This is a genomic window from Methylibium sp. Pch-M, assembly GCF_004136295.1.
Taxonomy (GTDB): domain Bacteria; phylum Pseudomonadota; class Gammaproteobacteria; order Burkholderiales; family Burkholderiaceae_C; genus Methylibium; species Methylibium petroleiphilum.
In genome coordinates this window covers 1,268,819-1,294,397 of the sequence record NZ_CP029606.1, presented here as the reverse complement: position 1 = coordinate 1,294,397, position 25,579 = coordinate 1,268,819, and the positions used below count along the sequence as shown (strand labels likewise).

At 72.0% G+C, this 25,579-nt stretch carries 22 protein-coding genes and 1 riboswitch; of the genes, 14 read left to right on the top strand and 8 right to left on the bottom strand.

What is annotated here, in order from left to right:
• Positions 1-61 precede the first annotated feature (61 nt).
• A riboswitch (S-adenosyl-L-homocysteine riboswitch) is annotated at positions 62-139 on the bottom strand.
• A gap of 58 nt (positions 140-197) precedes the next feature.
• Genes C1M51_RS06095 through C1M51_RS06085 form a run of 3 tightly spaced genes read right to left on the bottom strand, consistent with a single transcriptional unit; the run spans position 198 to position 3,437 of the window.
• Positions 198-1,751, bottom strand: a complete 1,554-nt coding sequence (locus C1M51_RS06095) for a metal ABC transporter permease (protein ID WP_129448681.1) — start codon at positions 1,749-1,751, stop codon at positions 198-200.
• On the bottom strand, positions 1,714-2,472 hold the full coding sequence (locus C1M51_RS06090) for a metal ABC transporter ATP-binding protein (protein WP_129448680.1): 759 nt from the start codon (positions 2,470-2,472) through the stop codon (positions 1,714-1,716). Before C1M51_RS06090 ends, C1M51_RS06095 begins: the two co-directional genes overlap by 38 nt.
• Entirely contained in the window at positions 2,469-3,437 is a 969-nt protein-coding gene (locus C1M51_RS06085) for a metal ABC transporter solute-binding protein, Zn/Mn family (protein ID WP_129448679.1), read from the bottom strand. The genes C1M51_RS06090 and C1M51_RS06085 overlap by 4 nt, the downstream gene beginning before the upstream one ends.
• Before the next feature lie 484 nt (positions 3,438-3,921).
• On the opposite strand from C1M51_RS06085, the gene C1M51_RS06080 reads away from it, so the two are divergent.
• From C1M51_RS06080 to C1M51_RS06070, 3 genes are all read left to right on the top strand, one after another.
• Complete coding sequence (locus tag C1M51_RS06080; protein ID WP_129448678.1) at positions 3,922-5,565, top strand: peptide chain release factor 3; 1,644 nt, start codon at positions 3,922-3,924, stop codon at positions 5,563-5,565.
• A gap of 101 nt (positions 5,566-5,666) precedes the next feature.
• On the top strand, positions 5,667-7,094 hold the full coding sequence (locus C1M51_RS06075) for an FAD-binding oxidoreductase (RefSeq protein WP_207207805.1): 1,428 nt from the start codon (positions 5,667-5,669) through the stop codon (positions 7,092-7,094).
• Between the two features lie 112 nt (positions 7,095-7,206).
• Positions 7,207-8,823 carry an FAD-dependent monooxygenase gene (locus tag C1M51_RS06070; RefSeq protein WP_129448677.1) on the top strand — a complete coding sequence of 539 codons (1,617 nt, stop codon included), beginning with the start codon at positions 7,207-7,209 and terminating at the stop codon, positions 8,821-8,823.
• A 15-nt stretch (positions 8,824-8,838) separates the two neighbouring features.
• Here the strand turns inward: C1M51_RS06070 and C1M51_RS06065 are convergent, their stop codons facing one another.
• Positions 8,839-9,816, bottom strand: coding sequence for a helix-turn-helix domain-containing protein (locus C1M51_RS06065; RefSeq protein WP_129448676.1), 978 nt, complete (start codon positions 9,814-9,816; stop codon positions 8,839-8,841).
• A 105-nt stretch (positions 9,817-9,921) separates the two neighbouring features.
• Here C1M51_RS06065 and C1M51_RS06060 point away from each other — a divergent pair, with 105 nt between their 5' ends.
• From C1M51_RS06060 to C1M51_RS06025, 8 genes are all read left to right on the top strand, one after another.
• Positions 9,922-10,941: a MoxR family ATPase gene (locus C1M51_RS06060; protein WP_129448675.1), complete on the top strand. Its 1,020-nt coding sequence runs from the start codon at positions 9,922-9,924 to the stop codon at positions 10,939-10,941.
• Between the two features lie 26 nt (positions 10,942-10,967).
• Positions 10,968-11,852, top strand: a complete 885-nt coding sequence (locus C1M51_RS06055) for a DUF58 domain-containing protein (protein WP_129448674.1) — start codon at positions 10,968-10,970, stop codon at positions 11,850-11,852.
• Positions 11,849-12,805 carry a calcium incorporation protein MxaA gene (locus C1M51_RS06050; RefSeq protein ID WP_129448673.1) on the top strand — a complete coding sequence of 319 codons (957 nt, stop codon included), beginning with the start codon at positions 11,849-11,851 and terminating at the stop codon, positions 12,803-12,805. The genes C1M51_RS06055 and C1M51_RS06050 overlap by 4 nt, the downstream gene beginning before the upstream one ends.
• Before the next feature lie 3 nt (positions 12,806-12,808).
• On the top strand, positions 12,809-13,837 hold the full coding sequence (locus tag C1M51_RS06045) for a vWA domain-containing protein (protein WP_129448672.1): 1,029 nt from the start codon (positions 12,809-12,811) through the stop codon (positions 13,835-13,837).
• Positions 13,834-14,424 (top strand): MxaK protein, encoded by a 591-nt coding sequence (locus tag C1M51_RS06040; RefSeq protein WP_129448671.1) that lies wholly within the window; start codon positions 13,834-13,836, stop codon positions 14,422-14,424. Before C1M51_RS06045 ends, C1M51_RS06040 begins: the two co-directional genes overlap by 4 nt.
• Positions 14,421-15,350 carry a vWA domain-containing protein gene (locus C1M51_RS06035; RefSeq protein WP_129448670.1) on the top strand — a complete coding sequence of 310 codons (930 nt, stop codon included), beginning with the start codon at positions 14,421-14,423 and terminating at the stop codon, positions 15,348-15,350. The genes C1M51_RS06040 and C1M51_RS06035 overlap by 4 nt, the downstream gene beginning before the upstream one ends.
• Positions 15,351-15,483: 133 nt before the next feature.
• On the top strand, positions 15,484-15,921 hold the full coding sequence (locus C1M51_RS06030; RefSeq protein WP_129448669.1) for an OsmC family protein: 438 nt from the start codon (positions 15,484-15,486) through the stop codon (positions 15,919-15,921).
• A 31-nt stretch (positions 15,922-15,952) separates the two neighbouring features.
• A complete protein-coding gene (locus tag C1M51_RS06025) occupies positions 15,953-16,369 on the top strand; it encodes a hypothetical protein (protein WP_129448668.1) in 417 nt (138 codons plus the stop codon).
• 175 nt (positions 16,370-16,544) lie between these two features.
• Here C1M51_RS06025 and C1M51_RS06020 read toward each other — a convergent pair whose 3' ends face one another.
• Positions 16,545-17,198, bottom strand: coding sequence for a DUF2238 domain-containing protein (locus C1M51_RS06020; RefSeq protein ID WP_129448667.1), 654 nt, complete (start codon positions 17,196-17,198; stop codon positions 16,545-16,547).
• A gap of 25 nt (positions 17,199-17,223) precedes the next feature.
• Complete coding sequence (locus C1M51_RS06015; protein ID WP_129448666.1) at positions 17,224-18,099, bottom strand: transglutaminase family protein; 876 nt, start codon at positions 18,097-18,099, stop codon at positions 17,224-17,226.
• A gap of 204 nt (positions 18,100-18,303) precedes the next feature.
• Here C1M51_RS06015 and C1M51_RS06010 point away from each other — a divergent pair, with 204 nt between their 5' ends.
• From C1M51_RS06010 to C1M51_RS06000, 3 genes are all read left to right on the top strand, one after another.
• Positions 18,304-18,702 (top strand): hypothetical protein, encoded by a 399-nt coding sequence (locus C1M51_RS06010; RefSeq protein WP_129448665.1) that lies wholly within the window; start codon positions 18,304-18,306, stop codon positions 18,700-18,702.
• A gap of 189 nt (positions 18,703-18,891) precedes the next feature.
• A complete protein-coding gene (locus C1M51_RS06005; RefSeq protein ID WP_129448664.1) occupies positions 18,892-20,958 on the top strand; it encodes a TonB-dependent receptor in 2,067 nt (688 codons plus the stop codon).
• Positions 20,959-20,965: 7 nt separating this feature from the next.
• Positions 20,966-22,402 carry a PepSY domain-containing protein gene (locus tag C1M51_RS06000; RefSeq protein ID WP_129448663.1) on the top strand — a complete coding sequence of 479 codons (1,437 nt, stop codon included), beginning with the start codon at positions 20,966-20,968 and terminating at the stop codon, positions 22,400-22,402.
• Between the two features lie 64 nt (positions 22,403-22,466).
• Here the strand turns inward: C1M51_RS06000 and folC are convergent, their stop codons facing one another.
• Positions 22,467-23,813 (bottom strand): bifunctional tetrahydrofolate synthase/dihydrofolate synthase, encoded by a 1,347-nt coding sequence (folC, locus tag C1M51_RS05995; protein ID WP_129448662.1) that lies wholly within the window; start codon positions 23,811-23,813, stop codon positions 22,467-22,469.
• Between the two features lie 29 nt (positions 23,814-23,842).
• Complete coding sequence (locus C1M51_RS05990; RefSeq protein WP_129448661.1) at positions 23,843-25,528, bottom strand: formate--tetrahydrofolate ligase; 1,686 nt, start codon at positions 25,526-25,528, stop codon at positions 23,843-23,845.
• Positions 25,529-25,579 lie beyond the last annotated feature (51 nt).

Here is a 25,579-nt window from a genome sequence, read left to right as displayed (position 1 = left end):
GGTGACCACAGGCCAGGGACGCGAGGGGAGTCGGGTGCAACTCACCGGCGGCCTTCGGGCCTGCGGGTGAGCGCCGTTGCATCGGGGGATGTCTTTCGAGCCTGGCTCCCGGGCGGGAGTCGCAACGCTCCTCGAAAGAGCGCGCATTCTAGCGCGGGCGGCGACAAGTCCGGGCTTGCAGAGGGGGCGCCCGGGCGTCACGCGGCGCGCTGCGCGACGATGCGCGGCCACGGCATCACGAACACGCGCCGCGCGATCTCCGCCGACAGGCCTGCCGGCTCGGCATGGTCGATGCGCACGCGCAGGCCGTCGGGCTCGTGGGCCAGCACGGTGACGTGGGCGTCGGGCAGGATGCCCAGGCGCGCCATCTCGCCCACCAGGTCGGCGCGGTCGTCGCTGATCATGCTGACGCGTCCGCCCTGCCCGGCGATGGTGGCCGCCAGCGACTGGCCGGCGATGCGGCGCAGGACCTGCGGGCCTTCGAGCCCTGCGTCGCGCTGCGGGATCGGGTGGCCGTGCGGGTCGGTGCGCGGATCGCCGAGCAGCCGCGCCATCGCCTCGACGGCATCGGCGCTCAAGGCGTGTTCGCGCTTGTCGGCCTGGGCCCGGATGTTCTCGATCGGCACTGCCTCGACATCGTGCAGGTAGGTCTCGAGCAGGCGCAGCGTGCGCACGAGCTCGGTGGCGCGGCGCTCGCCCTCGGGCGTGAGCGCGATGCGATCGCCCCGCCACAGCAGCAGCCCGCCGCGTGCCAGCCGCGCGAGCGAACGGCGCGTCGTCGCCGCGGTCACGCCGAGCCGCTCGCCGAGCAGCGCCGTCGTGAGCGCCAGTCCCTCCTCGCGCTCGGCGAGCAGGGCGTCCTTGAGCAGGTCGTCGTCGATCGCGCCGTTGCGCGTGCGGCGCTGCGCCCAGCGCTGCCACAGCACGCCGCGCCGCGGGGCGAGCAGCAGCGTGAGCACGAACAGGCCGCTGGCCACCAGCACGATCGCCGGTCCCGAAGCCACGTCGAGGTGGTAGGAGCCGTAGAGCCCGCCGACCCCGCTGAAGGCGCCGATCGCGGCCGCCACGCCCATCATCGGCGCCAGCCGGCGGGTCAGCAGCCACGCCGTGGCGCCGGGTGTCACCAGCATCGCGATGACGAGCAGGATGCCCACCGCCTGGATCGAGACGACCACGGTCGCCGACAGCAGCACGGTGAAGACATAGTGCAGCAGCCGCGTCGGCAGGCCCGCGACCTGCGCTGCCACCGGGTCGAAGCTCCAGAACTGCAGGCCGCGGAACAGCAGCGCGACGGTCGCGAGCACCAGCGCGCAGCCGACCGCCGTGTGCTCCAGGTCGGCGGCGCTGACGCCCAGCACGTTGCCGAGCAGCACGTGGAAGAGGTCGATGCCGGTCGGCTTGACGATGCTGATGATGGCCAGGCCGAGCGCGAACGCCGCGGTCAGCACGATGCCCATCGCGGCGTCGAGCTTGATGCCGGAGCGCTCGATGAAGGTGATCGCCGAGCCCGACAGCACGCCGGCCGCGAGGGCGCCCCACAGCACGCCCTGTTCCTTGGCGGCCAGCCAGCCGAGCGCGACGCCGAGCAGCACGCAGTGCGAGATGGCGTCCCCCATCAAGGCCTGGCGCCGCACGACGAGCAGGCAGGACAGCACCGACGCGGTCACGCCGATCAGCAGCACGACGAGCAGGCCGTCGCGCATGAAGCCGAACTCAAGCGGCGCGACGAACAGTTGAGTGAAGGTCGGCATGCATGTCTCCCGATGCCGCCACGCTGCGGCCGTAGGCCCGCTCCAGCGCGGCCGGCTTCAACACCTCGTCCGGCGGGCCGAACAGCGCGGCCCCGGGCGCCAGCAGCAGGCAGGCGTCGAACTGCGCCCGCGCGGCAGCGAGGTCGTGGTGCACCACCACCACCAGCGCGCCGGCGGCGGACAGCCGCGTCAGCTCGGCCCAGATCACCGCTTCGCTGCTCCGGTCGACGGCCGCCAGCGGCTCGTCGAGCACGATCAGGTCGGCGCCGCGCAGCAGCGCGCGCGCCAGCAGCGCGCGCTGGCGCTGACCGCCGGACAGCTCGCCGATCGGGCAGTTCGCCTGGGCCTGCAGCTCGACCCGCGCCAGCGCGCTGGCCGCCGCCTTCTCGGGCCGGCGCAGCCAGCCCATGCCGTGGCGCGGCGAGGCGCCCATCGCCACCAGCTCGGCGGTGGTGGTCGGGTAGTCCCAGTCGATCTCGGCGCGTTGCGGCACGTAGGCCACGCGCCGCGGCTGCGCGGCGATCGGCTGCCCGTCGAGCGCGACGCTGCCGCGCGCCGCCGGCAGCAGGCCGAGCAGGACCTTGACCAGGGTCGACTTGCCGACGCCGTTGGGGCCGACGATGGCCACCCGCTGCCCGCCCTGCGCGGTGAAGCTCACGCCGTCGAGCACGCGCGCCGCACCGTAGCCGGCGCTCACGCCGAACACGTCCAGGGTCGTCATGGCGTTCCTCCCGGGCCCGCGAGCCCCCGTGCGATGGCCTGTGCGTTGGCGCGCATCATGCCGAGATAGCTGGCGGCGCCGCTGCCGGGCGCGCCGACCGAGTCGCCATACAGCGGCTCGCCGATGCGCACCCCGGCCTCGGCCGCGATGCGCTGCATCAGCTTCGGGTTGATCGTGGTCTCGACGAAGACCGCCGGCACGCCGGACTTGCGGATCGCGCCGACGATGCTCGCCACCTCGCGCGCCGAGGGCTCGGTCTCGGTCGAGATGCCCCAGATGCTGGCCACCAGGTTCAGCCCGTAGCGCTGGGCGAAGTAGCGGAAGGCATCGTGCGTGGTGACGAGCTGGCGCCGCGCCGGCGGCACGGTGTTCATCAGCGCGCGGATGTCGCGGTCCAGCGTGGCCAGCTGCTCGCGGTAGCGCGCGGCGTTGGCGGCGTAGGTCGCGGCGTGCTGCGGGTAGCGGGCGCGCAGCGAGCGCTCGACCGCATCGACATAGCGGATCGCGATGTGCGGATCCATCCACGCGTGCGGGTCGGGATCGCCGGCGTAGGCGCCCGCGGTGACGCGCAGGCCGGCGAAACCCTCGGTCAGGCTCACCACCGGCCGGTCGGGCCGCGCCGCGCCGATCAGCTTGTCGAGCCAGCGCTCGAGGCCGAGCCCGTTGCGGAACACCATCGCGGCGCGCGCAAGCCGGCGGGCGTCCGACGGCACCGGCTCGTAGGTGTGCGGGTCGCCGCCCACCGGCACCACCGTCTCGACGACCAGCGTGTCGCCGGCCACCGCGCCGACGAAGTCGGCGAGGATGCTGATCGTCGCGACCACGACCGGCTTCGCCGGCTCCTCGGCGCGGGCCTCGTCGAAGGGCGCGAGCGCCATGGCGAACCCGAACAGGACGGCCACGCACAGGCCGCGGCGCAGGGCGGCGCGCGCGAGCGGCGCGAACGGGGCCCGCTCGGCCGGCATGTCAGGACGCACGGGGGGCCGCGACCGGTGCCGCGAAAGCGCTGCGCGGCGCGCAGCGGGTCGATGACGTGCTCATGGGGTCTCCTCCTGGGGCGCCGCATTCGCCCGGTCTTCCGCGGTCCGGGCTCGCGCCCTGGGCCTCGTGTTGCGATTCGCATGCCACTGCTCCAATCTCCTAGCGCGCTACGGTTCTGCCCGGAAGCCCGGGCCTCGCGGTCGTGCGGTCGCCGCCACCGGCGTCGTGTTCTGGGACGCGCCGGCGCGCGATCGTCCGATCATGGGACGCGGGCTTCCACGGGGACTGCCCGCGCCGCGACCCGCCCCGACGGTCGCCGCGCGGCGCGGCGGAGGCACGCCCTAAAATTCGGCGGTTCGCCGGCGGGATCGGCGTGCGAGAAGAACGAACGTGGCCGACGAGTGCACCGCGCGATGGGCACCCCGGGGAATGCGTGCATCGTGGTGGTGGTAGTGGGGTTCCTGGATGATGTCGAACGAGCAAACCGTCAATGAAGTCAAGCGGCGACGCACCTTCGCCATCATTTCCCACCCCGATGCCGGCAAGACCACGCTGACCGAGAAGCTGCTGCTGTTCTCGGGCGCGATCCACATCGCCGGCTCGGTGAAGGCGCGCAAGGCCAGCCGCCATGCCACCTCGGACTGGATGGAGATCGAGAAGCAGCGCGGCATCTCGGTGGCCAGCTCGGTGATGCAGATGCTCTACCGCGACTGCGTGATCAACCTGCTCGACACCCCGGGCCACAAGGATTTCTCCGAAGACACCTACCGCGTGCTGACCGCCGTGGACGCCGCGCTGATGGTGATCGACGCGGCCAACGGCGTGGAGCCTCAGACGCGGCGGCTGATCGAGGTCTGCCGCCAGCGCGACACGCCCATCCTCACCTTCGTCAACAAGATGGACCGCGAAGGCAAGGAGCCGCTGGAGCTGCTCGACGAGATCGAGCAGGAGCTCGGCATGCCTTGCGTGCCGATGACCTGGCCGGTCGGCCAGGGCAAGGCCTTCGGCGGCATCGTCGACCTGCGCAAGCAGCAGATGCGCCTCTTCAAGGCCGGCGCCGACAAGCGCAGCGACGAGGGCGACGAGGTCGTGCCGCTGTCGCAGGCCGACACGCTGCGCACCCGCTTCGGGCACGACTACGCGCTGGCCGAGCAGAACATCGAGCTGCTGACCGCCGCCGCGCCGGCCTTCGACGAGGCGGCCTTCGTGGCCGCGAAGCAGACGCCGGTGTTCTTCGGCTCCGGCGTCAACAACTTCGGCGTGCAGGAGGTGCTGGACGCGCTGGTCGACCTGGCGCCGCCGCCGGCCGCGCGCCACGTGACGCGGGCCGACGGCAGCGAGCACGAGGTGCCGCCGCAGTCGGCCGGCTTCTCCGGCGTGGTGTTCAAGGTGCAGGCCAACATGGACCCCTCGCACCGCGACCGCATCGCCTTCGTGCGCGTCAACTCCGGGCGCTACACCTCGGGCATGAAGCTGCGCGTGCAGCGCACCGCCAAGGAGCTGCGGCCCACCTCGGTGGTCACCTTCCTGTCGCAGCGGCGCGAGGCGGTCGAGGAGGCCTACGCCGGCGACATCATCGGCTTCACCACGCACGGCGGCGTGCAGCTCGGCGACACCATCACCGACAGCGAGGCGCCGGCCGGCTTCGGCACCTACACCGGGCTGCCGTTCTTCGCGCCCGAGCTGTTCCAGACCGTCGAGCTGGCCAACCCGATGAAGAGCAAGCAGCTGCAGCAGGGCCTGCTGCAGCTCGGCGAGGAGGGCGCGATCCAGGTGTTCCGGCCCACGGTGGGCGGTGCGATGCTGCTGGGCGCGGTCGGCCAGCTGCAGTTCGAGGTGGTGCAGCACCGCCTAAAGGCCGAGTACAGCGTGGATGTGCGCCTCACCGGCAGCCGCTTCCACGGCGCGCGCTGGGTCACCTGCGACGACGACGCGGCGATGCGCAAGTTCACCGACGAGGCCGCCAGCAAGCTCGCGCTCGACGCGGCCGACACGCTGGCCTACCTGATGACCTCGCCCTACGACCTGCGCCTCACGCAGGACCGCCACCCCAAGGTGGTGTTCCACCCGCTGCGCGAGCACGCCGGACTGGCGCTGCAGCAGGCTGCCTGAACGGGGCGGGCGGCCAGCCCCGGCGCTGGCCGCACGACGCACCGACGAGCCGTTGGTGCTGCTGCAAGGAGAATGGGCGCACAAGGCTTGTGTCTGATCGCATGCAACTGCCGCCGTCTCGTCGCACGTTCCTGGTTCGATCGCTCGCAGGCGCCGGCCTCATGAGTGGCGCGCCATCGGCGACGCTTGCGGCACGGAGCCTGCAGGTGGGCAATGTGACGGGCCTGTACCCAGTCGAAGTGGCCCGGATCTCGGTGCCGCGATCCGCGGCCGAAGTCGCCGCTGCGCTGGTGTCGTGGCCGGGGCGAGCCGCCGTCGGTGGCGGCCGCTACAGCATGGGCGGGCAGGTGGCCGTCAAGGCAGGACTGCACATCGACATGCGGCAGATGAATCGGCTGGTGTGGCTCCGCGCGGGAGAGCGAACCGTGCGCGTCGAAGCCGGAATGCGATGGCGGGACCTGCAGGACCACCTGGATCCCGTCGGGCTCGCGGTGAAGACGATGCAGAGCTATGCCAACTTCACGGTCGGCGGCTCGGTATCGGTCAACGCGCACGGGCGCTACGTCGGCCATGGCCCCCTGGGGAATACCGTGCGGTCGCTGCAGTTGGTGCTGGCAGACGGGTCGATCCTCGAAGCGAGCCCGCAAGAGCGCCCCGAGCTGTTCCGGGCCGCCATCGGTGGATACGGGGCCGTGGCGGTCATCACCGAGGTGGAGCTGGACCTTGCGGACAACGTGCGGATCGAACGTGCCGTCGAGGCGGTTGCGCTGGAGCACTATGTCGAGCACTTCAAGTCGAAGGTGCTCGAGAACCCGCGCGCGGTCCTGCACAACACCGATTTGTTGCCGCCACGGTTCGATGAGCCGGTCAGCGTGACCTGGTTCCGGGCCGGGGATGACCGGGCCCTGACCGAGCCCGCCAGACTGGTGGCCCGGGGCCAGTCGTATGGGCTGGAGCAGAACGTCATCTGGGCGATCACGGAGCTCCCAGGCGGTGGCAGATTGCGGAAGTCGGTCCTGCATCCGCTGTTGATGAAGCCGCCCGCCGTGCGATGGTTGAACCACGAGGCGAGTCTCGACTTGGCAGAACTCGAGCCCCGTACGCGCGCCGTGTCGACTTACGTGCTCCAGGAGTACTTCGTGCCGGAGCGGCACTTCCTGCCGTTTGCCCGCGAGATGGCGAAGCTGCTCCAGCGGCACGAAGTCGAAGCACTGAATGTCTCCATTCGGCATTCACCGGCGGATCGGATCTCGGTGCTGCCCTGGGCCCGGGAGGACGTCTTCTCGTTCGTCCTCTACTACAAGCAACGTACGTGGCCATCGGCCCGCGAGGCCGTCGGACGGTGGACCCGGGAGCTCGTCGATGCCGTTCTGCGGCACCAGGGTCGCTACTACCTGCCCTATCAACTCCACGCGACCCGGGCGCAGTTCGAGGCGGCCTTTCCGGAGGCGTCGGAGCTGCGCCGCGTGAAGGCTCGCGTCGATCCCACGGGCAAGCTCTCCAACGAATTGCTGCGACGCTACCTCTGACGCATCGCATGGCGCGTGCGGGCCGTCCGCAGCGTGGCCGGTGGCGGCTGCGACGGATCACTGGACGAGCATCGCCAGCGTGTCGCAAGATGCGCGCGGGGAGGGATGTGCCATGTCCCACACGCCGGTGCTCATCGTCGGAGCAGGCCCCACCGGCCTGATGCTCGCCTGCCAGCTGGCCCGTCACGGGGTGGGCTTCCGCATCGTCGATCGCAAAGCCGGGCCCACCCGCGAATCGCGCGCCCTCGGCGTGCAGGCCCGCACGCTGGAGCTGTTCGACGCGATGGGCATCGCCGCCGAGGCGGTGGCGCAGGGCCGACCCACGGTGGCGGGCAATATCTATGTCGGGCGCCGGCGCGTGCAGCGCTTCCCGCTCGGCGACATCGGCCAGGCCGTGACGCCGTTTCCCTACCTGCTGATCCTCGAGCAGAGCCGCAACGAGGCACTGCTCTACCAGGCCCTGCGCGCCGCCGGCCGCGACGTGGAGTGGCAGACCTCGCTCGTCGACTTGCGCAACGAGGGATCGACCGGCGCCGTCGCCACGCTGCGCCACGCCGACGGCCGCAGCGAGACGCTGCGCTGCGACGGGCTGGTCGGCTGCGACGGCGCCCGCAGCCCGGTGCGCGAGCAACTCGGCCTGCCGTTCTCCGGCGGCACCTACGAGAACGCCTTCTACGTGGCCGACACCCGTGTCGACTGGGCGCTGCCGCACGGCGAGCTCACGGTCTGCCTGTCGAGCGAGACCTTCGTGGTGTTCTTCCCGATGCCGGGCGAGCAGCGCTACCGCGTCATCGGCACGCTGCCGCGCGACGCCGGCGGCGACGCGCCCGTGCTGTGCTTCGAGGACATCGAGGCGGCGGTGCGCGCGCAGATGGACATCGAGGTGCGCTTCGGCGAGACCGCCTGGTTCTCGTCCTACCGCGTGCACCACCGCTGCGTGGAGCGCTTGCGTGCCGGGCGCTGCTTCGTCGCCGGCGATGCCGCGCACGTGCACAGCCCGGTCGGCGCGCAGGGCATGAACACCGGCCTGCAGGACGTCTGCAACCTGGCCTGGAAGCTGGCGCTGGTGGTGCAGGGCCGGGCGCGCGACGACCTGCTCGACAGCTACCACGCCGAACGCTGGCCGGTCGCGCAGCAGCTGCTGAAGACGACCGACAGCGCCTTCCAGTTCATCATCAGCCCCAACCCGCTGGTGCGCGCCTTCCGGTTGCACGTCTTCCCGCGCATCGCGGCGCGCGTGATGGCCCGGCCGGCGGTTCGCAAGCGCCTGTTCCGGGTCATCTCGCAGACCGGCATTCATTACCGCGACAGCCGCCTGTCGCAGACCCCGGGCGTCATGCCGGCGGCTGTGGCGATGACGGTGCGCGCCGGCGACCGCCTGCCCTATGCCGAGATCGCCGCGCCGCTGGCCGATCCGCCGGCGTCGGTCTACGCCTGGCTGGCGGCGCCGGGCTTTCACCTGCTGTGGCTGCAGCGCGGCGGCGAGGCGCCCGAGGCCCTCGCGAGCGCCTGGGCCGCCAGGCTGGAAAGCGCCTGCCCCGGCTGGTTCCATGTGCATGCCGTCGCGTCCGGTCAGGGTGCCGATGCGCTGTTCGACGCGCTCGGCGTCAACGGGTGCGCGATGGTGCTGGTGCGCCCCGACCAGTACATCGCCTGCGTCGACGACCGGTTCGAGTCGCCGGTGCTCGAGGCCTGGCTCGAGCGCACGCTGGGCCTGCGCATCGCCTGAGCCGGCGCGCGCGCTTCAGTCGCGTGGTCCGGCCGCGGGCCCGGTGGCGGCCGACTTGCGGTACTCGCGCGGCGAGGCGCCGTAGCGCTGCTGGAAGCTGCGGCTGAAATGCGCCGCATCGCTGAAGCCATGGCTGTAGGCGATCTGCGTCAGCGTGTGCCGCGCCGCGCGCGGGTCGATCAGGGCGCGTTCGCAGGCGGCCAGACGCTGGGCCCAGATCCAGCGTTCCAGCGTGCTGCCCTCGGAGCGGAACAGCTGGTGCAGGTAGCTGGTCGACAGCCCCAGCGCCGCGGCGATGCCCGGCACCGACAGCTGCGGGTCGCCCAGGTGGGCCACCACATGGGCCTTGATGCGCGCCAGCAGCGTGCGGCGCGAATGCGGCGTCGCCGCACGGCTGTCGGCGTCGCCGCGCAGGCCGCCGCCGACGGCGCCCAGCAAGGCCTCGGCCAGCGCCGGACGCGGCAGGCGCGTGCCACGGCAGGCTTCGCGGACCTGGTGGATCAGCTGTCGCGCCGAGCTGCTGGCCGCTGCGATGGCTTGTGCCGTCTGCGCATCGCAGTCGGGCGCACGCGCCTTCAGCGTGGCGCAGGGGATGCGCAGCACGGCCTGCTGGTAGTCCTCCTCGAGCAGCAGTTCGTAGGGGCGCCGGGTGTCGTAGATCGCGAACTGCCCCGGCGCCAGCCGCGTCTCGCGGCCGCCCTGCGCGATCCAGCACGAACCCTCGAGCTGCACGCTGACGAGGAAGAAGTCCTCGTGCGCGCGGGCCACCTGGCGCTGCGAGCGGGTGATGTGCTTGAAGCCGTGGCCGACCGAGGTGATGCGGGTCACCGACAGTTCGGTGAGGTCGCGATGCAGCATCGAGGCGACGAAGCGGTCCGGGTCCTGCACCTTGAAGCGGGATTCGACGAAGCGGTCCGAGGCGGCCTCCGTCCAGCGCGCGACGCGCTGGCCCGGCGGCAGGTGGAGGGTGGAGAACGCACGGTCGTGGCCCATCGGCGGCTGATCCTTCAGTGGGAACCCTAGGGTGCACTCTCAGGCAAGACCGCCGGCCGCCGCCGAGACACCCTGCCGCATTGTGTTGGCAACCGGCGCGGGCAAATGAGTTCAGCAGAACAGCTTCAGGACTGGCGGTCGATCGCGCAGCGGGTCGAGGCCGAGGTGGCCCGCGCGGTGATCGGCCAGCCGCAGACGATCCGACTGATCAACGTGGCCACCTTCGCACGCGGCCACGTGCTGCTCGAGGGCGATGTCGGCGTCGGCAAGACCACGGTGCTGCGGGCGTTCTCGCGCGCCATCGGCGGCGACTTCGAGCGCGTCGAGGGCACCGTCGACCTGATGCCGGGCGACCTGATCTATCACACCTATGTCGACGCCGAGGGCAAGCCGCGCATCGATCCGGGCCCGCTGCTGCGCCACGGTGAGCGCCTCACCACCTTCTTCTTCAACGAGATCAACCGCGCCCGCCCGCAGGTGCAGTCGCTGCTGCTGCGCGCGATGGCCGAGCGCACCGTGTCGGCCTTCAACCGCGAGTACCGCTTCCCGCACATGACGGTGTTCGCCGACCGCAACAAGGTCGAGAAGGAAGAGACCTTCGAGCTCGCGTCGGCGGCGCGCGACCGCTTCATGTTCGAGCTCAACATGAGCAAGCCCACCGACCGCGGCATCCGCCGCGCGCTGGTGTTCGACACCGCGTTCCACGACGCCGACCGGCTGATCGAGCAGGTCCCCGCGGCGCTGCTGCCGGCCGACCGGCTCAACGAGATCGGCGCGCTGATCCAGGCCAGCGTGCGCAGCAGCGAGACCATCGAGCGCTACGTGCTCGACCTGTGGGAGGCCAGCGAAGACCCGCTGCGCTTCGGCGTGCACATCGAGGGCGTGGACATGAAGCGACTGATCCTCGCCGGCGCCAGCCCGCGCGGCATGAGCGCGCTGATGCGGGCCGCACGGGTGGTGGCGTGGCTGGCGGGCCGCGACCACCTGCTGCCCGACGACGTGCATGCGGTGCTGCCGTCGGTGCTGGGCCACCGGGTGTTCTTCACGCCGATCTACGAGCTGCGGCGCGCCGAGCTGGCGCCGGCGCTGGTGGAGAAGATCATGGACCGCGTGGCCGCCCCCTGAACCGCGAGCGCTGATTTTCGCCACCGATGAGCCCCACGCACGACGAGTTCCACTACCGCCTGCCGCTGCGCTACGGCGGCCAGCGCCCCGGTGCGCATCGAGGCTCCAGCCTCGGCTCGGGGCAGGGCTTCGCCGCGCACCGGCGGCTGTTCGACCACCCCGACCCGCGACGCATCGACCTGCGCGCCAGCCTGCGCGACGTGGGCCAGGAGTGGCTGGTGCGCATCCAGCGCCAGCGCGTGGCGGTGCCGGTGCACGTGGTGGTCGACGTGTCGGCGTCCATGCACTTCGGCGCGCTGCGCAGCAAGCTGCAGGTGGCGGCCGACTTCGTCGAGGCGCTCGGCCCCGGCGCCTTCCGCGTCGGCGACGCGGTGGGCCTGCTGGCGTTCGACCACGAGGAGCGCGAAGACCTGTTCATGCCGCCGCGTCACAGCCGTGGCGCCGGCATCGCGATGGCCGAGGCGCTGCGCCGCTGCCGCTCCGAGAACGCCTGGCAGCACGACACCGCCCGCCACAACGGCGCGGCGGCGCTGCAGCGCGTGGCCACGCGCCTGTCGGGTCGCCAGGGGCTGGTGTTCCTGGTGTCCGACTTCCACTGGGATCTCGGCGGGCTCGACGCGGTGCTGGACCTGCTGGCGCCGGCCTGCGTGGTGCCGATGATCGTCTGGGACCCGGCCGAGACCGAGCCGCCGCCGGCGCGCGCGCTGGTCGCCGTCAGCGACGCGGAGACCGGCGTGCGGCGCAGCCTGTGGATGCGCGAGCCGTTGCGCGCGCAGTGGCGCGATGCGGTGGCCGCGCGGCGCGACGCGCTGCATGCGCTGTTCGACGCGCACGGCATGGCGCCCTTCCACCTGCACGGTGCCTTCGACGCCGAGGCGCTGACACGCCATTTCCTGGAGACGGTGGCATGAAGCGCGGCCCGTGCGTTCGGGTCGGGCGTGCGGCGCGGCCGTGGCAGCGGCCGGTGGCGGTGCTTGCGCTGGCCTTGGGCAGTACGGCTTTGCCGTGGCGATCCGCTGCGGGCGGCGAAGCCGGTGTGGCGGCGAGCGCGCCGGCGCCGGCAGCTGCAGTGACCCTGGCCACGGTCGAGCAGCCACGCGCCTTCGGCCATGTGATCGGCGACGTGCTGACGCAGCGCGTGCTGCTGCAGCACGCCGGCCAAGCGGTCGACGTGGCCGCGCCACCGGCGGCCGACCGTGTGGGTCTGTGGCTGGAGCGCCGCCCGGCGCGCGCCGAGACCGATGACCAGGGCCGCCGCTGGCTGGCCCTCGATTACCAGGTGGTCAACGCACCGCGCGGGCTGACCACGCTGCACCTGCCGGCCCTGTCGATCCCCACGCGCGGCGGCGCATCGCTGACGCTGCCTGCGTGGCCGATCAGTGTGGGGCCGTTGACGCCGCCCGAGGGGGCGGGCCAGGGCGCGCTGCAGACCTTGCGCCCGGACCGGCCCGTCGAGGCCGCACCGACGGCGGCGATCGAGCGTCGTTTCAAAGGGGCGCTGCTCGCGCTGGGGGTCGTGCTGCTGGCCTGGCTGGCGTGGTGGGGTGGGCGCAACTGGCGCGAGTCGCGCCGCCTGCCGTTCGCCCGCGCCTGGCGCGAACTGCGTCGTGTGGACGCGGCCAGCCCCGAGGCGTGGCTCAGCCTGCACCGCGCCGTCAACGCCAGCGCCGGCCGCGTGGTGCACGGCGCCTCGCTGTCGCGCTGGCTCGACGAACGGCCGCACCTGCGGCCGCTGCAGGCGCAGCTCGAAGGCTTCTACCGCCATTCCAGCGAACGCTTCTTCGCCGGTGGTGCGGCGGCCGACTACCCGCTGCACGCGCTGGGCCGCGCGCTGCGCGACGCCGAGCGCCGGCAGCACCGCTGAACCATGGGCTTCGACTTCGTCCAGCCGCTGCTCCTGCTGCTGCTTCCGCTGGCGGCGCTGCCGCTGCTGCGCCGCCGCAGCGACACGCTGGTCTACTCGGCCATCGCCTGGCTGCCGGTCGACCGCATCGGGCGCATCGCCGGCTTCCTGTGGCGCGCCTTCGCGGTCGCGGCGATGGCCGCGGTGGTGATCGGCCTGGCCGGGCCCGGGCAGTCGGGTGCGCAGGTGCTGCGCACCGGGCGCGGCGCCGAGATCCTGATCCTGATGGACCGCAGCAGCAGCATGGACGCCAACGTGGTGCCCAAGGACGTGAAGGCCGGCGGGCAGTTCAACGCCAGCATGCCGACCAAGAGCCAGGTGGTGCGCGAGCTGTTGAGCGAGTTCGTCGCCAAGCGGCCCGACGATCGCTTCGCGTTCATGGCCTTCAGCACCAGCCCGATGCGCATCGTGCCGTTCACGCAGCAGGGCGACGTGATCCAGGCCGGCCTGGCCGCCACCGGCGTGGGCCGCGGCCTGCCCGACACCCACATGGGCAGCGCGCTGCTGGCGGCGATCGGCGAATTCGAGGGCCGGTCGTATGCCGGCAGCCGCGTGATCCTGGTGGTGTCCGACGGTGGCGCGCAGCTCGACGAGACCACGCGCCAGCGCATCGAGGCGGGGCTGGTGCGGCAGAAGATCGGCCTGTACTGGATCTACATCCGCAGCAATCCCAACTCGCCCGACCTGACGACCGACGCGGTCGGCAGCCTCGACTCGGTGGAGGAACTGGCGCTGCACAGCTTCTTCCGCACGCTGCCCACGCCCTACCGGCTGTTCCAGACCGACGACGCCAGCGCGATGGCGGCAGCGATGGCCGAGATCGACCGCCTGCAGAACTTTCCGCTGTCGGTGGTGGAGCGGGTGCCGCGGCGCGACTTCAGTGCGGCCTGCTACGGCGTGGCGCTGCTGTGCTGCCTGGGCCTGCTGGTCTGTCGGGCGCTGCAGTTGCCGAGCTGGGCGCCGGCGTGGCGCGACGGACGGAGTGCGTCATGAGAAGGCTGTCGGTGCATGGTGTGTTCGCGGTGGCGGCGGCGGTCTGCGCCGGCGTGCTGCTGTGGCAGGGGCTGCACTGGCGGCAGGTGGTGGCACTCAACGCGGCGGTGGCCGCGGCCGCACGGCCGCCCGCGGAGAACGAGGCGGAGAAGAAGGACGCCCCGGCGCCGCGCGACGCCCCGCGCGAGGTGAGGCTGGCGCGCGCGATCGCGCTGGCCCGGGCCGGCGCCCACGACGCGGCCTTCAAGAGCTACAGCGGCCTGATCCAGCCCGGTGCGCTCGACGCCCTCGGCCGCCAGGCGCAGTTCAATCTGGGCAACATGTATCTGCGCCAGGCGCTCGCGTCGTCGCCGGGCGGTGACGCCGCCGCGCCGTCGGCCGAGACCGCGCCGTTGATCGAGCTGGCCAAGCAGCGCTACCGAGACCTGTTGCGCGCCGACCCCGGCGACTGGGACGCGCGCTACAACCTCGAGCGCGCGCTGCGCCTCGCGCCGGAGGAGCAGGAGGCCTACGCCGAGGACCCGAACGTGCCGGTCGAGCGCCGCCGTGTGCAACTCCGCGGCATGGACCCGGGGGACCTGCCTTGAGCCGCTTCGTGCGGGTCGGCCGCTGGCTGGTCCGCCAGGGCCGGCGCGCCGACCTCGCGCTCACGCTCGCGTTGCTGCTGCTGGTGGCCGCGGTGGCGTTGCCTCCCTTCATGCTGCAGCGGGCGACCTTCCACTACCTGGTTGCGTTCGACATCACGCAGAGCATGAACGTGGAGGACGTGGAGCGCGACGGCGCCCCCCTGAGCCGCCTGGCCTACGCACGTTCGGCGATGCGCGACGCGCTGCGCGAGATGCCCTGCGGCTCGAAGATCGGCTGGGCCGTGTTCGCCGACTACCGCGTGATGCCGCTGCTGCTGCCGGTGGAGGTCTGCAGCCACTACGAGGAGCTGCTCGCCTCGCTGGACCGCATCGACGGTCGCATGCGCTGGGCCAATGCCAGCAACATCGGCAAGGGCATGAGCTGGACCATCCGCACCGCGCGCGCGATCGATCCGAACACGCGCGTGGTGTTCTTCACCGACGGCCAGGAATCGCCGCCGCTGCGCGATGGCGCCGAGCTGCCGTCGATCCAGGACATCACGCCTGGCGAGGTGGGCGGCTGGCTGATCGGCGTGGGCGGCGATTTGCCGGCGCGCATCCCGCGCACCGACCGCGACGGCAACCCGGCCGGCTACTGGGCCGCGACCGACGTGGTGCAGCGCAGCGGCGCGCAGGCGGCGCAGAGCCACGAGCACCTGTCGGAGCTGCGCGAGCCGCACCTGCAGTCGCTCGCCAAGCTGATGGGCTTCGGCTACCGGCGCCTGGCCGCGCCCGGCGTGCTGGGCCAGGCGATGCGCGACCCCGCCTTCGCGCAGCCCGAGCCGGTGCCGACCGACCTGCGCTGGCTGCCGGCCGCGCTGGCGCTGGCGCTGCTGGCGTGGCGCTTCCTGCCGGACCGGCGACCTCGCCGCAGCGCGTCGCTGTAGGACGCGGCCCGCAGCGCGTCGCGGCGCCGTCCCATCGCGCGGCGGTGTGCCGCTGCCCATACTGGCTCCAGCGAGTCCCGGACGCATGGCCGTCCCTGCTATCGCTGCCCATCACTCAGCCGGAGCCGTTGCCATGATCGAGAAGAACGCCAGCGTCCATTGGGAAGGCCGGGGCAAGGAAGGCCAGGGCCAGGTCAGCACCGAGACCGGTGCGCTGCAAGCCTACCCCTATGGCTTCGGCAGTCGCTTCGAGGACGACCGCCGCGGCAGCAATCCCGAGGAGCTGCTCGGTGCGGCCCACGCGGCCTGCTTCACGATGGCGTTCTCGTTCGCCTGCGACAAGGCCGGCTTCGCGACCACCGCGGTCGACACGCGTGCCGCGGTGCGTTTGGCCCGGCAGGGCGAGGGCTTCGTCATCGACCGCATCGCGCTGCAGCTCGACGCCGCCGTGCCCGGGATCGACGAGGCGATGTTCCAGCAGCTGGCGCAGGGCGCGAAGGAGAACTGCCCATTGTCGAAGGCGCTGGCCAGCGTGCCGAGCATCACGCTCGTGGCGACGCTGCGCCGTTGACGCGGCGGCGACCCTCACCGAGGAGGTTGTGATGAGCACATCGAGATCGTGGCGCCGGCTCGCGGCCGGCTGGCTGGGAACGGTGGCCTGCACGCTGGCCGTCGCGCAGATGGACACACCGGCGCCGCCCGGACCGCCGGCCGCGCAATCGGTGCAGCGGCCGCCAGCGAAGACCTTGCCCGCATCGCCGCCTGCCGCTGCGTCGGCGAGCCCTTTGCAGACGCTGCCGCCGACCCACCCGGGCGATCCGCAGATCAGCGTGCCGCTCGGCAAGCCGGCGCCGCCGCCAGGGGCCCCGGCCTCCGCACCGGTGGCGCCGCCACCGCCCGCCGCCGATCTGCGGGGTGAGTCGATGGCGAGTTGCGATCGCCTGTCCGGCAAGGCCGCGGTGGCCGAATGCCGCCGCCGCGTGGCGACGCAGGGCAGCGCGCGCCCGACGCCGCCCTGAGCTCATCGGTCCAAAAAGAAGCCCGGTGCGGCTCGCGCCACACCGGGCAATTGACGATGATCATTCCTGGTGGATTGGCGTCCAGAGGAATGGATTCATCCTAGTGGCTGGCCGCCGTCTGCGGGCCGGGAAAGCCTCCCGAAGTGAGGGGGCCAGCGGACCGATGGCGAGCGTCTCAGGGGCCGGTCGGGCCGGTCAGCGCCCGCAACTGCCGGTCGTGCCGGCGTGCCAGCAGCCACTGCGCCGCCATCGCGCCGAGCCAGGCGCAGAACATGTCCTTCTGGGTGTCGAAGGGATCGCCCTGGGTGCCGAGAAACTCATCGGCGCCGCCCCCCAGCGCCTCGGCCGCGCCCCACTCGATCAGCTCGTAGAGCGCGCTGATCGCCAGGCAGACGGCGGTGACCAGCGTGAACAGCCAGCCGCCGCGCATCTCGGGCCGTGCCAGTGGCGTGAGCCGCAGCAGCAGCTCGCGCGCCACGATGGCCGGCACGAAGCCCTGCATCAGGTGGCCGATGCGGTCGTAGTGGTTGCGCTCGAAGCCGAACCACTGCTGCATCCAGTGGCCGAGCGGCACGCGCGCGTAGGTGTAGTGGCCGCCGAGGATCAGCACCGCCATGTGCAGCGCGATCAGGCCGTAGAGCAGCGGCGTGAGCGGGAAGCGCCGGTGCGTGGCCAGCAGCAGCGGCAGGGCGATCAGCACCGGCGCCACCTCCATCAGCCAGGTGCCGCGCTCGTAGGGCCCGATGCCCGACCAGAGCAGCAGCGCCAGCACGGCGGCGGAGTAGATCCACAGACCCTTGAGCGACAGGCTGGCAGTGTTCGGCGGCATGCGCCGATGCTGCCAGAGGAAACGGTCAGCCGCCGGCGTCGGCGAGCGCCAGCGGCTGCGGGCCCACCGTCTCGATCGTCGGGTTCATGCTCAGCATGCGGGCCGGACCGAACAGCGTGGCGAAGGCCACGTCCTTGGCGTCGCGTCCGCTGGCGATGCGGACCAGATCGTCCACCGGCGACATCCGCGTCGGGTCGAACAGCACCCAGCGGCCGCCCAGCCAGGCCTCGAACACCGCGTGAAAGTCGGGTGGCGGCTCGTCGAAACGCGCATAGCCGACCGCCAGCCGCGCCGGGATGTTGAGCGCGCGGCAGAAGGTGACGCCCAGGTGGGCGAAGTCGCGGCACACGCCGGCGCGCTGCACGAACACCTCTCGCGCCGTGGTGGTGGGACCGGTCGAGCCGATCGCGTACTCGATGTGCTCGAAGATCCAGTCGGCGATCGCCTGCACCCGCGCATGGCCGGGTGGCAGGTGACCGAACAGCTTGTAGGCGGCGCGGCCCAGCAGGTCCGATTCGCAGTAGCGCGTGGGCGCCAGGTTGTGCAGCACATGGTCGGGCAGCTCGTGGATCGGGTGTTCGGGGGCACGCAGATCGCGTGTGAACGGCCGCTTCTTCACCAGGGCCCGGTACAACAGCGTGAAGCGGCCGGCCTCGACGTGCACGCGCGTGAAGCGGTGCCCCTGCGTGGGGTCGGCGAAGACGTGGAAGGCAGCGTCGCTGTGGAAGTCGATCGATTCGCCGGCGATGTGCTGCTCGGCGTCCTTCAGCGCGTGCACCAGGAACACGAAGTCGGTCGGGGCATCGACCTCGTAGGTCAGCTCGCAGTCGACCCGGAAGGCCCGCTCGGCGGCGCGCCGCGAGGACAGCCGAAACGGTTTGAGGAGAGCGGAAAGCGGCATGGCGGACGATGGGGAGGACATGGCGACGATTTCATCCTCGCGTGGCCTCCCGAACCATCGGACGCGTTGCCGCGACCGCGTAGGACGCCGCCGCAGCACCGAGATGGCGCGCGCGCCGGGCGGGGTCGCCCGTTCGCGGGCCCGGGACCACGGCATCGCGGTGACATCGCGGCGCTGGAAGCGAACACTACAATGCCGCGGCCCGTGCATCCGCCCATCGTCCGTCTGCGCTCTGCTCTCGTCCTGGCCGTGCTGGCCTGGTTCGCGCAGCTCTGCCTGCCGGTGGCGCACGCGGCGGTCATGTCCTCGCCCAGCACCCAGCTGCTCGGGTGGTGCGGCGATCCCTCCGGCGCGCTCGCGATCGCGGCCGAGTTGCCCGCCGAGATCCGCGAGGGACTGGGGCTGGACGGCCTGCATCCCGATCATCTCGCTTGCGCGCAGCTTTGCGCGGCCGGGACCGCGCCGCCGACGATCCCCGTCGCGAACACGGTGCTGCTGCGCGCGGCGGGTCTCGAGCCCGCGCCGGCGCGCCAGCGGCCTGCGCCGCGCACGCGTGCGCAGGCGCCCACGCCGCCCTCTCACGGCCCTCCGGCGCACGCCTGAGACACCGGCGCGTCGGGCGGCCCCCGATGCCGCCCCGCAGCTCCCACGCCACCCCGATCGACACGGTGCTTCCGTGCGCATCGGTTTGCGCTGCTGCCCGCCCAGGGCGCAGTGACGGCGTGCCGAACGACGCGCGCCCGACGCCGGCCCGACCGGCGGCGGCGCTGACTCAGCTTCCGGAACTTCACCATGCTTTCAAGATCACCCGCAGTCCTGTCTGCGCTCGTCCTCGGCCCGTGCGCGATCGCGCAGGCCCAGAGCCCGCAAGAGGCGCAACTGCCGCCCATCGTCATCACTGCCGAGCGAGAGCCCGATCAGGTCAGGAAGGCGCTGACGGCAGAGCAGGCCGTCACGCCCGGCGCCGTGACGCTGGTCGACGGCGAGACCCTGCGCCAGCGCAACGTCACCAGCCTGGCCGACATGCTGCGCTACGTGCCGGGCCTGTGGGCCGCCAGCGGCAGCACCGGCGACTCGTCCTTCCTGTCCAGCCGCGGCTCCAACCTCGACGCCACCAACTACGACGGCAACGGCATCAAGCTGCTGCAGGACGGCCTGCCGGTGACCGCCGCCGACGGCAACAACCACAATCGCGACGTCGACCCGCTGTCGGCGCGCTACGCCATCGTGGCGCGCGGCGCGAACGCGCTCACCTATGGCGCCAGCACGCTCGGCGGCGCGATCGACTTCATCACGCCCACGGCGCGCGACGGTGCGCCGAACGAGCTGCTGCTCAACGGCGGCAGCCACGGCCAGCGGCAGGCCCGCGTCACGCTGGGCACGGTGGCCAGTGCCTTCGATGCGCTGGTCACCGCCGAAGGCAAGCGCAGCGACGGCTACCGTGATCACCACCGCCAGGAGCGCAGCGGCCTCTACGCCAATGCCGGCTGGCAGCTCGGCGATGCCGTGCGGACGCGCTTCTACGCCACCGCGATCGACAACGACCAGCAATTGCCTGGCGCGCTGACGCGCGACGAATGGCGAACCGACCCGCGCCAGGCCCAGGCCGCCGCGCTGGCCGGCGACTACCAGTACAACGTGAAGACGTGGCGCCTCGCCAACAAGACGACGTGGGACATCGACGCGAACAGCAGCCTCACGGCCGGTCTGTCGTACGAGGAGCAGCAGCTTTACCACCCGATCGTCTATGCGCCGCCGTTCTTCAGCCTGTTGATCGACACCGAGCAGCGCAACCACGGCGGCACGCTGCGCTACCAGCGTCGCATCGGCGAACACGACCTGCTGGTCGGCCTGAACGCGGGCCTCACCACCGTGAAGGGTGGCAACTATGGATACGAACCCGGCGGTGCCGCGACGCTGTCGACGCAGGTGGACAACCGGGCCGACAGCCTGGAGCTGTTCGTGATGGACCGCTGGCAGTTCGCGCCGGACTGGACCGCGGTCTACGGCGCGCAGGCCGTGTCGTCCCGCCGCGAGATCCGCAATATCACGGTGTCCAGTGGGGCCCTGCGCAACCCGGAAGACGACTACCACAGCATCAACCCGCGGGTGGGCCTGATCCACCAGCTGGCGCCCACCATCCAGCTGTTCGCCAACCTGAGCCGCCTGTACGAGGCCCCCACGCTCTACGAGCTGGAGGACGACGTGCGCGGCAACCAGTCGACGCTGGAGGCGATGAAGGGCACCGTGCTGGAGGTCGGCACGCGCGGCACGCACGACGCGGGCCGCAGCCAATGGCACTGGGACGTCGCCGTCTACTACGCGCGGCTGCGCGACGAGATCCTGTCGCGTGCCCCGGTGCCCGGCGTCAGCCTGTCGACCAACGTCGACGGCACGGTCCATGCCGGCGTCGAGGCTCTGCTGGGCGCCAGCCTGGCGATCGACGACGCTGGCGCCCACCGCGTCGAGCCGCTGCTCAACCTGACGGTCAACCACTTCCGCTTCAAGGGCGATGCCGACTACGGCAACAACCGGCTGCCTGCCGCGCCCACCTATGCGGTGCGCGGCGAACTGCTCTACCGCCATGCGAGCGGCTTCTTCGCCGGGCCCACCTTCGATCTCGTGGGGCGCCGGTACGCGGACTTCGCCAACACCTACACGGTCGACCGCTACACCCTGTGGGGGCTGCGCGCCGGCCTGACCCGCGATCACTGGGAGCTCTACGCCGAGGCTCGCAACCTCGCCGACCGGAACTACGTCTCGCTGTTCAGCGTGCAGGACAGGGCGGAATCCAGCGCGGCCATCCTCACGCCCGGTGAGCCACGCTCGGTGTACGTCGGTGCGCGCTTCAAGTTCTGAGGCCGCGATGAGCGACGCGATCCCCGCGGAGGCCGCGGCCTCCTCCGAGTCTGCGCTGTACCGGCGCGTCTGGCGCTGGCACTTCTACGCCGGGCTGGTCTGCCTGCCCTTCCTGGCGTTGCTGGCGACGACCGGCGCGCTGTACCTGTTCAAGGACCCGATCGAGTCGCTGCTCTATGCACGGCTGCGCGTCGTCGAAGCCGGGTCCGCGCCGGGGCTGGCAGCGTCCGCACTGGTCGACAGGGCCCTCGCGGCCGAACCCGGCGTGGCGGTGCGCTTCGTCGCGCCGGCCCGGCCGGGCCGCAGCGCCGAGGTGGGCATCCGCACGGCCGAGGGCCTCGTCGCGGTCTACCTCGACCCGGCCGATGGCCGGGAACTGGGCAGGCTGCGCGACGACGACCGGCTGATGGAGGTCGTCAAGCGCCTCCACTCGCTGGCGATCGCCGGCCCGGTGGCCAACCACTGGATCGAGATCGTGGCCGGCTGGGCGCTGGTGCTCGTCGTGTCCGGCGTGTTCCTGTGGTGGCCGCGCGGGCGATCGGGGGGTGTCTGCACCGTCCGCGAGCGCCCGGCGCAGCGCCTCTGGTGGCGCGACGTGCACGCGGTGACCGGGATCGTCGCCGCCGTGGCGATCGTGTTCCTGGCCGTGACGGGCATGCCGTGGTCGGCGTTCTGGGGGCAGCAGTTCGGCCGCCTGAGCGCCGAACGGGGGCTGGGCGTGCCGAAGCATGTGTGGGGGCCGGCACCGCCGTCCGCGCTGCCCCCGCTGGCCGGCCTGCAGGCGGTGCCCTGGGCCGTGGGTCAGGTGCCGCCGCCGCGTTCGTCGGAGCCGCCGCACCCTGCCGGCGAGCCGCATCACGGCGAGCACGACGGCGGAGCGCACGTCGCGCCAGCGACGCCGGCGACGGGGGCCCCGCAGGCCGACGGCCTGGGGCTGGACCGCGCCCTGCAGATCCTGGCGCGGATGGGCATGCCGGCCGGCACGCCGGTGCGCCTGCCCGATGGACCACGCGGTGCCTACACCGCGATGCGCTTCCCGGACGACATCCGGGAGGTGCGCGTGGTCCATCTCGACCGCTACTCGGGCGCCGTGCTCGCCGACATCCGCTACGCCGACTACGGCATCGTCGGCCGCGCGACCGAGTGGGGCATCAGCCTCCACACCGGCCGCCAGTTCGGCTGGATCAACCAGCTCGTGATGTTGGCCGCCTGCCTGGCCATCGTAGTGCTGGCGGTCTCGGCCGTGGTGATGTGGTGGAAGCGCCGCCCGCACGGCCGGTTGGCGGCGCCGCCGCGCAAGGCGGGCGACCGGGCGGCCGTCGGCGCGATCGCGGTCGCGCTGCTGCTCGGACTCCTCTATCCGCTGCTCGGCGCGTCGATGCTCGTCGCGCTGGCCGTCGACGCCCTCGTGCCCGCGCGCTGGCGAAAGCGCTACGGCTTGTAGATCGATCGGCGAGGCTCCTGTCCCCGCCACTGCGCGGCGGGCACGCCCGGATCGCCACGCCGCATCAACGGCCCGCCGTCGCCTCCGCCTCGAGCTCGCGCAGCACCGCCGCCACGGTCGAGAACGAGCCGCACACCAGCACGCGGTCGTCCGGGCCGGCCGTGGCCAGCGCGTCCCGGTAGGCGTCGAGCGGCGACGCGCACAGGTGCACCGTGCGCTGCACCTGTGCGGCGTCCAGCGCCGCGGCCATGTCGGCGGCCGAGGCGCCGCGCCGCTCGGCGATGCCGGCGACGAACCAGGCGTCGACGCCGTCGCGCAGCGCCTGCGCGGTGCCGGCGATGTCCTTGTCGCGCAGCATCGCGAACACCGCGAGCGTGCGGCCAGGCACCGGGTGCTGGGTCAGCGTCAGCGCCAGCCGCTGCGCGGCGTGCGGGTTGTGCGCCACGTCGAGCAGCACCTCGGGCGCACCGGGGTGGCGCCGCCAGCGCTGGAAGCGACCGATCAGCTGCACCTCCCGCAGGCCGCGGTGGATCTGCGCGACGTCCACCGGCAGGGTGCGGGCCAGCGTCTCCAGCGCCATCAGGCAGGCACCGGCGTTGTGCAACTGCACGTCGCCGGCCAGCGCGGGCAGCGGCAGGCCGCCGAGTTCCCCGCTGCGGCGGCTCAGGGTCCAGGTGTCGCCCGGGTCGCGGCGCACGCGGTAGTCGCGCCCGCTCTGCAGCAGGCGCGCGCCGAGCCGCCGGGCCTCCTGCGCGATCGTGGCCGGCGGCTCGGGGTCGGCGCAGATCGCCGGCCGGCCGGCGCGGAACACGCCGGACTTCTCGACCGCGATGCTCTCGCGCGTCGGGCCGAGGTATTCGACGTGGTCGATGCCGATGCTGGTGACGATGGCGCAATCGGCGTCGAAGGCGTTCACCGCGTCGAGCCGGCCGCCCAGCCCCACTTCCAGCACCGCCGCGTCGAGGTCGGCCTCGGCGAACACGCACATCGCCGCCAGCGTGCCGAACTCGAAGGGCGTGAGCGGCGTGTGGCCGCGCGCGCCCTCGACCCGCGCATAGGCCGCGCACAGCGCCGCGTCGCCGACCGGTGCGCCATCGATGCGCACGCGCTCGTTGTAGCGCAGCAGGTGCGGTGAGCTGTAGACGCCGACGCGGTAGCCCGCGGCGCCCAGTACCGACGCGAGCAGCGCGCAGGTCGAGCCCTTGCCGTTGGTGCCGGCCACGGTGATCAGCGGGAAGCCGGGCTTCAGGCCCAAGGCGTCGCGCACCTTGACGACGCGCTCCAGCCCCATGTCGATGGTCTGCGCGTGCAGCGCATCGGCGTGGGCCAGCCAGGCGGCGAGGTCGGCGCCCTGGCGCGGGCGGCGCACACGCAGTGCGGGCGCGGCGTCGGCGCGCAGGGGGGCCAGCATGGCAAGGACTCCGGACGGCGAGGGGCCGCTCAGAACAGGCCGACGACCTTGCCGTCGTCGCCGAGATCGATCTTCTCGGCCGACGGTACCTTGGGCAGGCCGGGCATCGTCATCACGTCGCCGCAGATCATCACGATGAACTCCGCGCCGGCGGCGAGGCGGACCTCGCGGATGTCGATCGTGTGGCCCGACGGTGCGCCGCGCGCATTGGGGTTGGTCGAGAACGAGTACTGGGTCTTGGCCACGCACACCGGGTAGTGGCCGTAGCCGGCGTCCTGCAGCTTCTTGATCTCGCCGGCCACCTTGGCGCTGGCGTTGACCTTGGCCGCGCCGTAGATCTTGGTGGCGATCGCGGTGATCTTGTCCAGCAGCGGCAGCGACTCGTCGTAGACGAACTTGAAGCCCGCGGCGCCGCTCTGGCCCTTCTCGACGATCTCGACCACCGCGCGCGCCACGTCCTCGGCGCCCTTGCCGCCCTCGGCCCAGTGGCGCGCGACGATCACCGGCACCTCGTGCTTCGCGAGGCGGTCCTGCAGCAGCTTCAGCTCGGCCGCCGTGTCGAAGGTGAAGTTGTTGATCGACACCACGCAGGGCAGGCCGTAGTGCTCGCGGATGTTGGCGACGTGGCGCTCGATGTTGGCGATGCCCTTCTCCAGCGCCTCGAGGTTCTCGGTGTTGAGCTCCTTCACGTCGACGCCGCCGTGGAACTTGAGCGCGCGGATCGTCGCCACCAGCACCACCGCGTCGGGGCGCAGGCCCGACTTGCGGCACTTGATGTCGATGAACTTCTCGGCGCCCAGGTCGGCGCCGAAGCCGGCCTCGGTCACCACGTAGTCGGCCAGCTTCAGGCTGGTCCGGGTGGCGATCACCGAGTTGCAGCCGTGCGCGATGTTGGCGAACGGGCCGCCGTGCAGGATGGCCGGGTTGTTCTCGAGCGTCTGCACGAGGTTGGGCTTGAGCGCGTCCTTCAGCAGCACGGTCATCGCGCCGTGGGCCTTGAGCTCGCGAGCGGTCACCGGCTTCTGCTGGCGCGTGTAGCCGACGACGATGTTGCCCAGGCGCTCCTTCAGGTCCTCGATCGAGGTGGCCAGGCAGAAGATCGCCATCACCTCGGAGGCCACGACGATGTCGAAGCCGTCCTGGCGCGGGTAGCCGTTGCCGGGGCCGCCGAGCGAGCAGGTGATGTCGCGCAGCGCGCGGTCGTTCATGTCGAGCACGCGCTTCCAGGTGATGCGGCGCACGTCGATGTCGAGCTCGTTGCCGTGGTGGATGTGGTTGTCGATCATCGCGGCCAGCAGGTTGTTGGCCAGCTGGATCGCGTTGAAGTCGCCGGTGAAGTGCAGGTTGATGTCCTCCATCGGCACCACCTGTGCATGGCCGCCGCCGGCCGCGCCGCCCTTCATGCCGAACACCGGGCCCAGCGAGGGCTCCCGCAGGCACACCAGGGTCTTCTTGCCGATGCGGTTGAGCGCATCGCCCAGGCCCACGGTGGTGGTGGTCTTGCCCTCGCCGGCCGGCGTGGGGCTGATCGCGGTGACGAGGATCAGCTTGCCGTTCGGGCGGTCCTTCAGCGAGTCGACGTAGTCGAGCGAGAGCTTGGCCTTGTAGTGGCCGTAGGGCTCCAGGTGCTCGTCGGCGATGCCGAGCTTCTCGCTCGCCACCTGGGTGATGCGCCGGAGGGTGGCTTTCTGGGCGATTTCGATGTCGGAGGCCATCTTGTCTCTCTCTCTCTCGTCTGGTGCGGGTGGAATGGAAGGAAAGGGGAG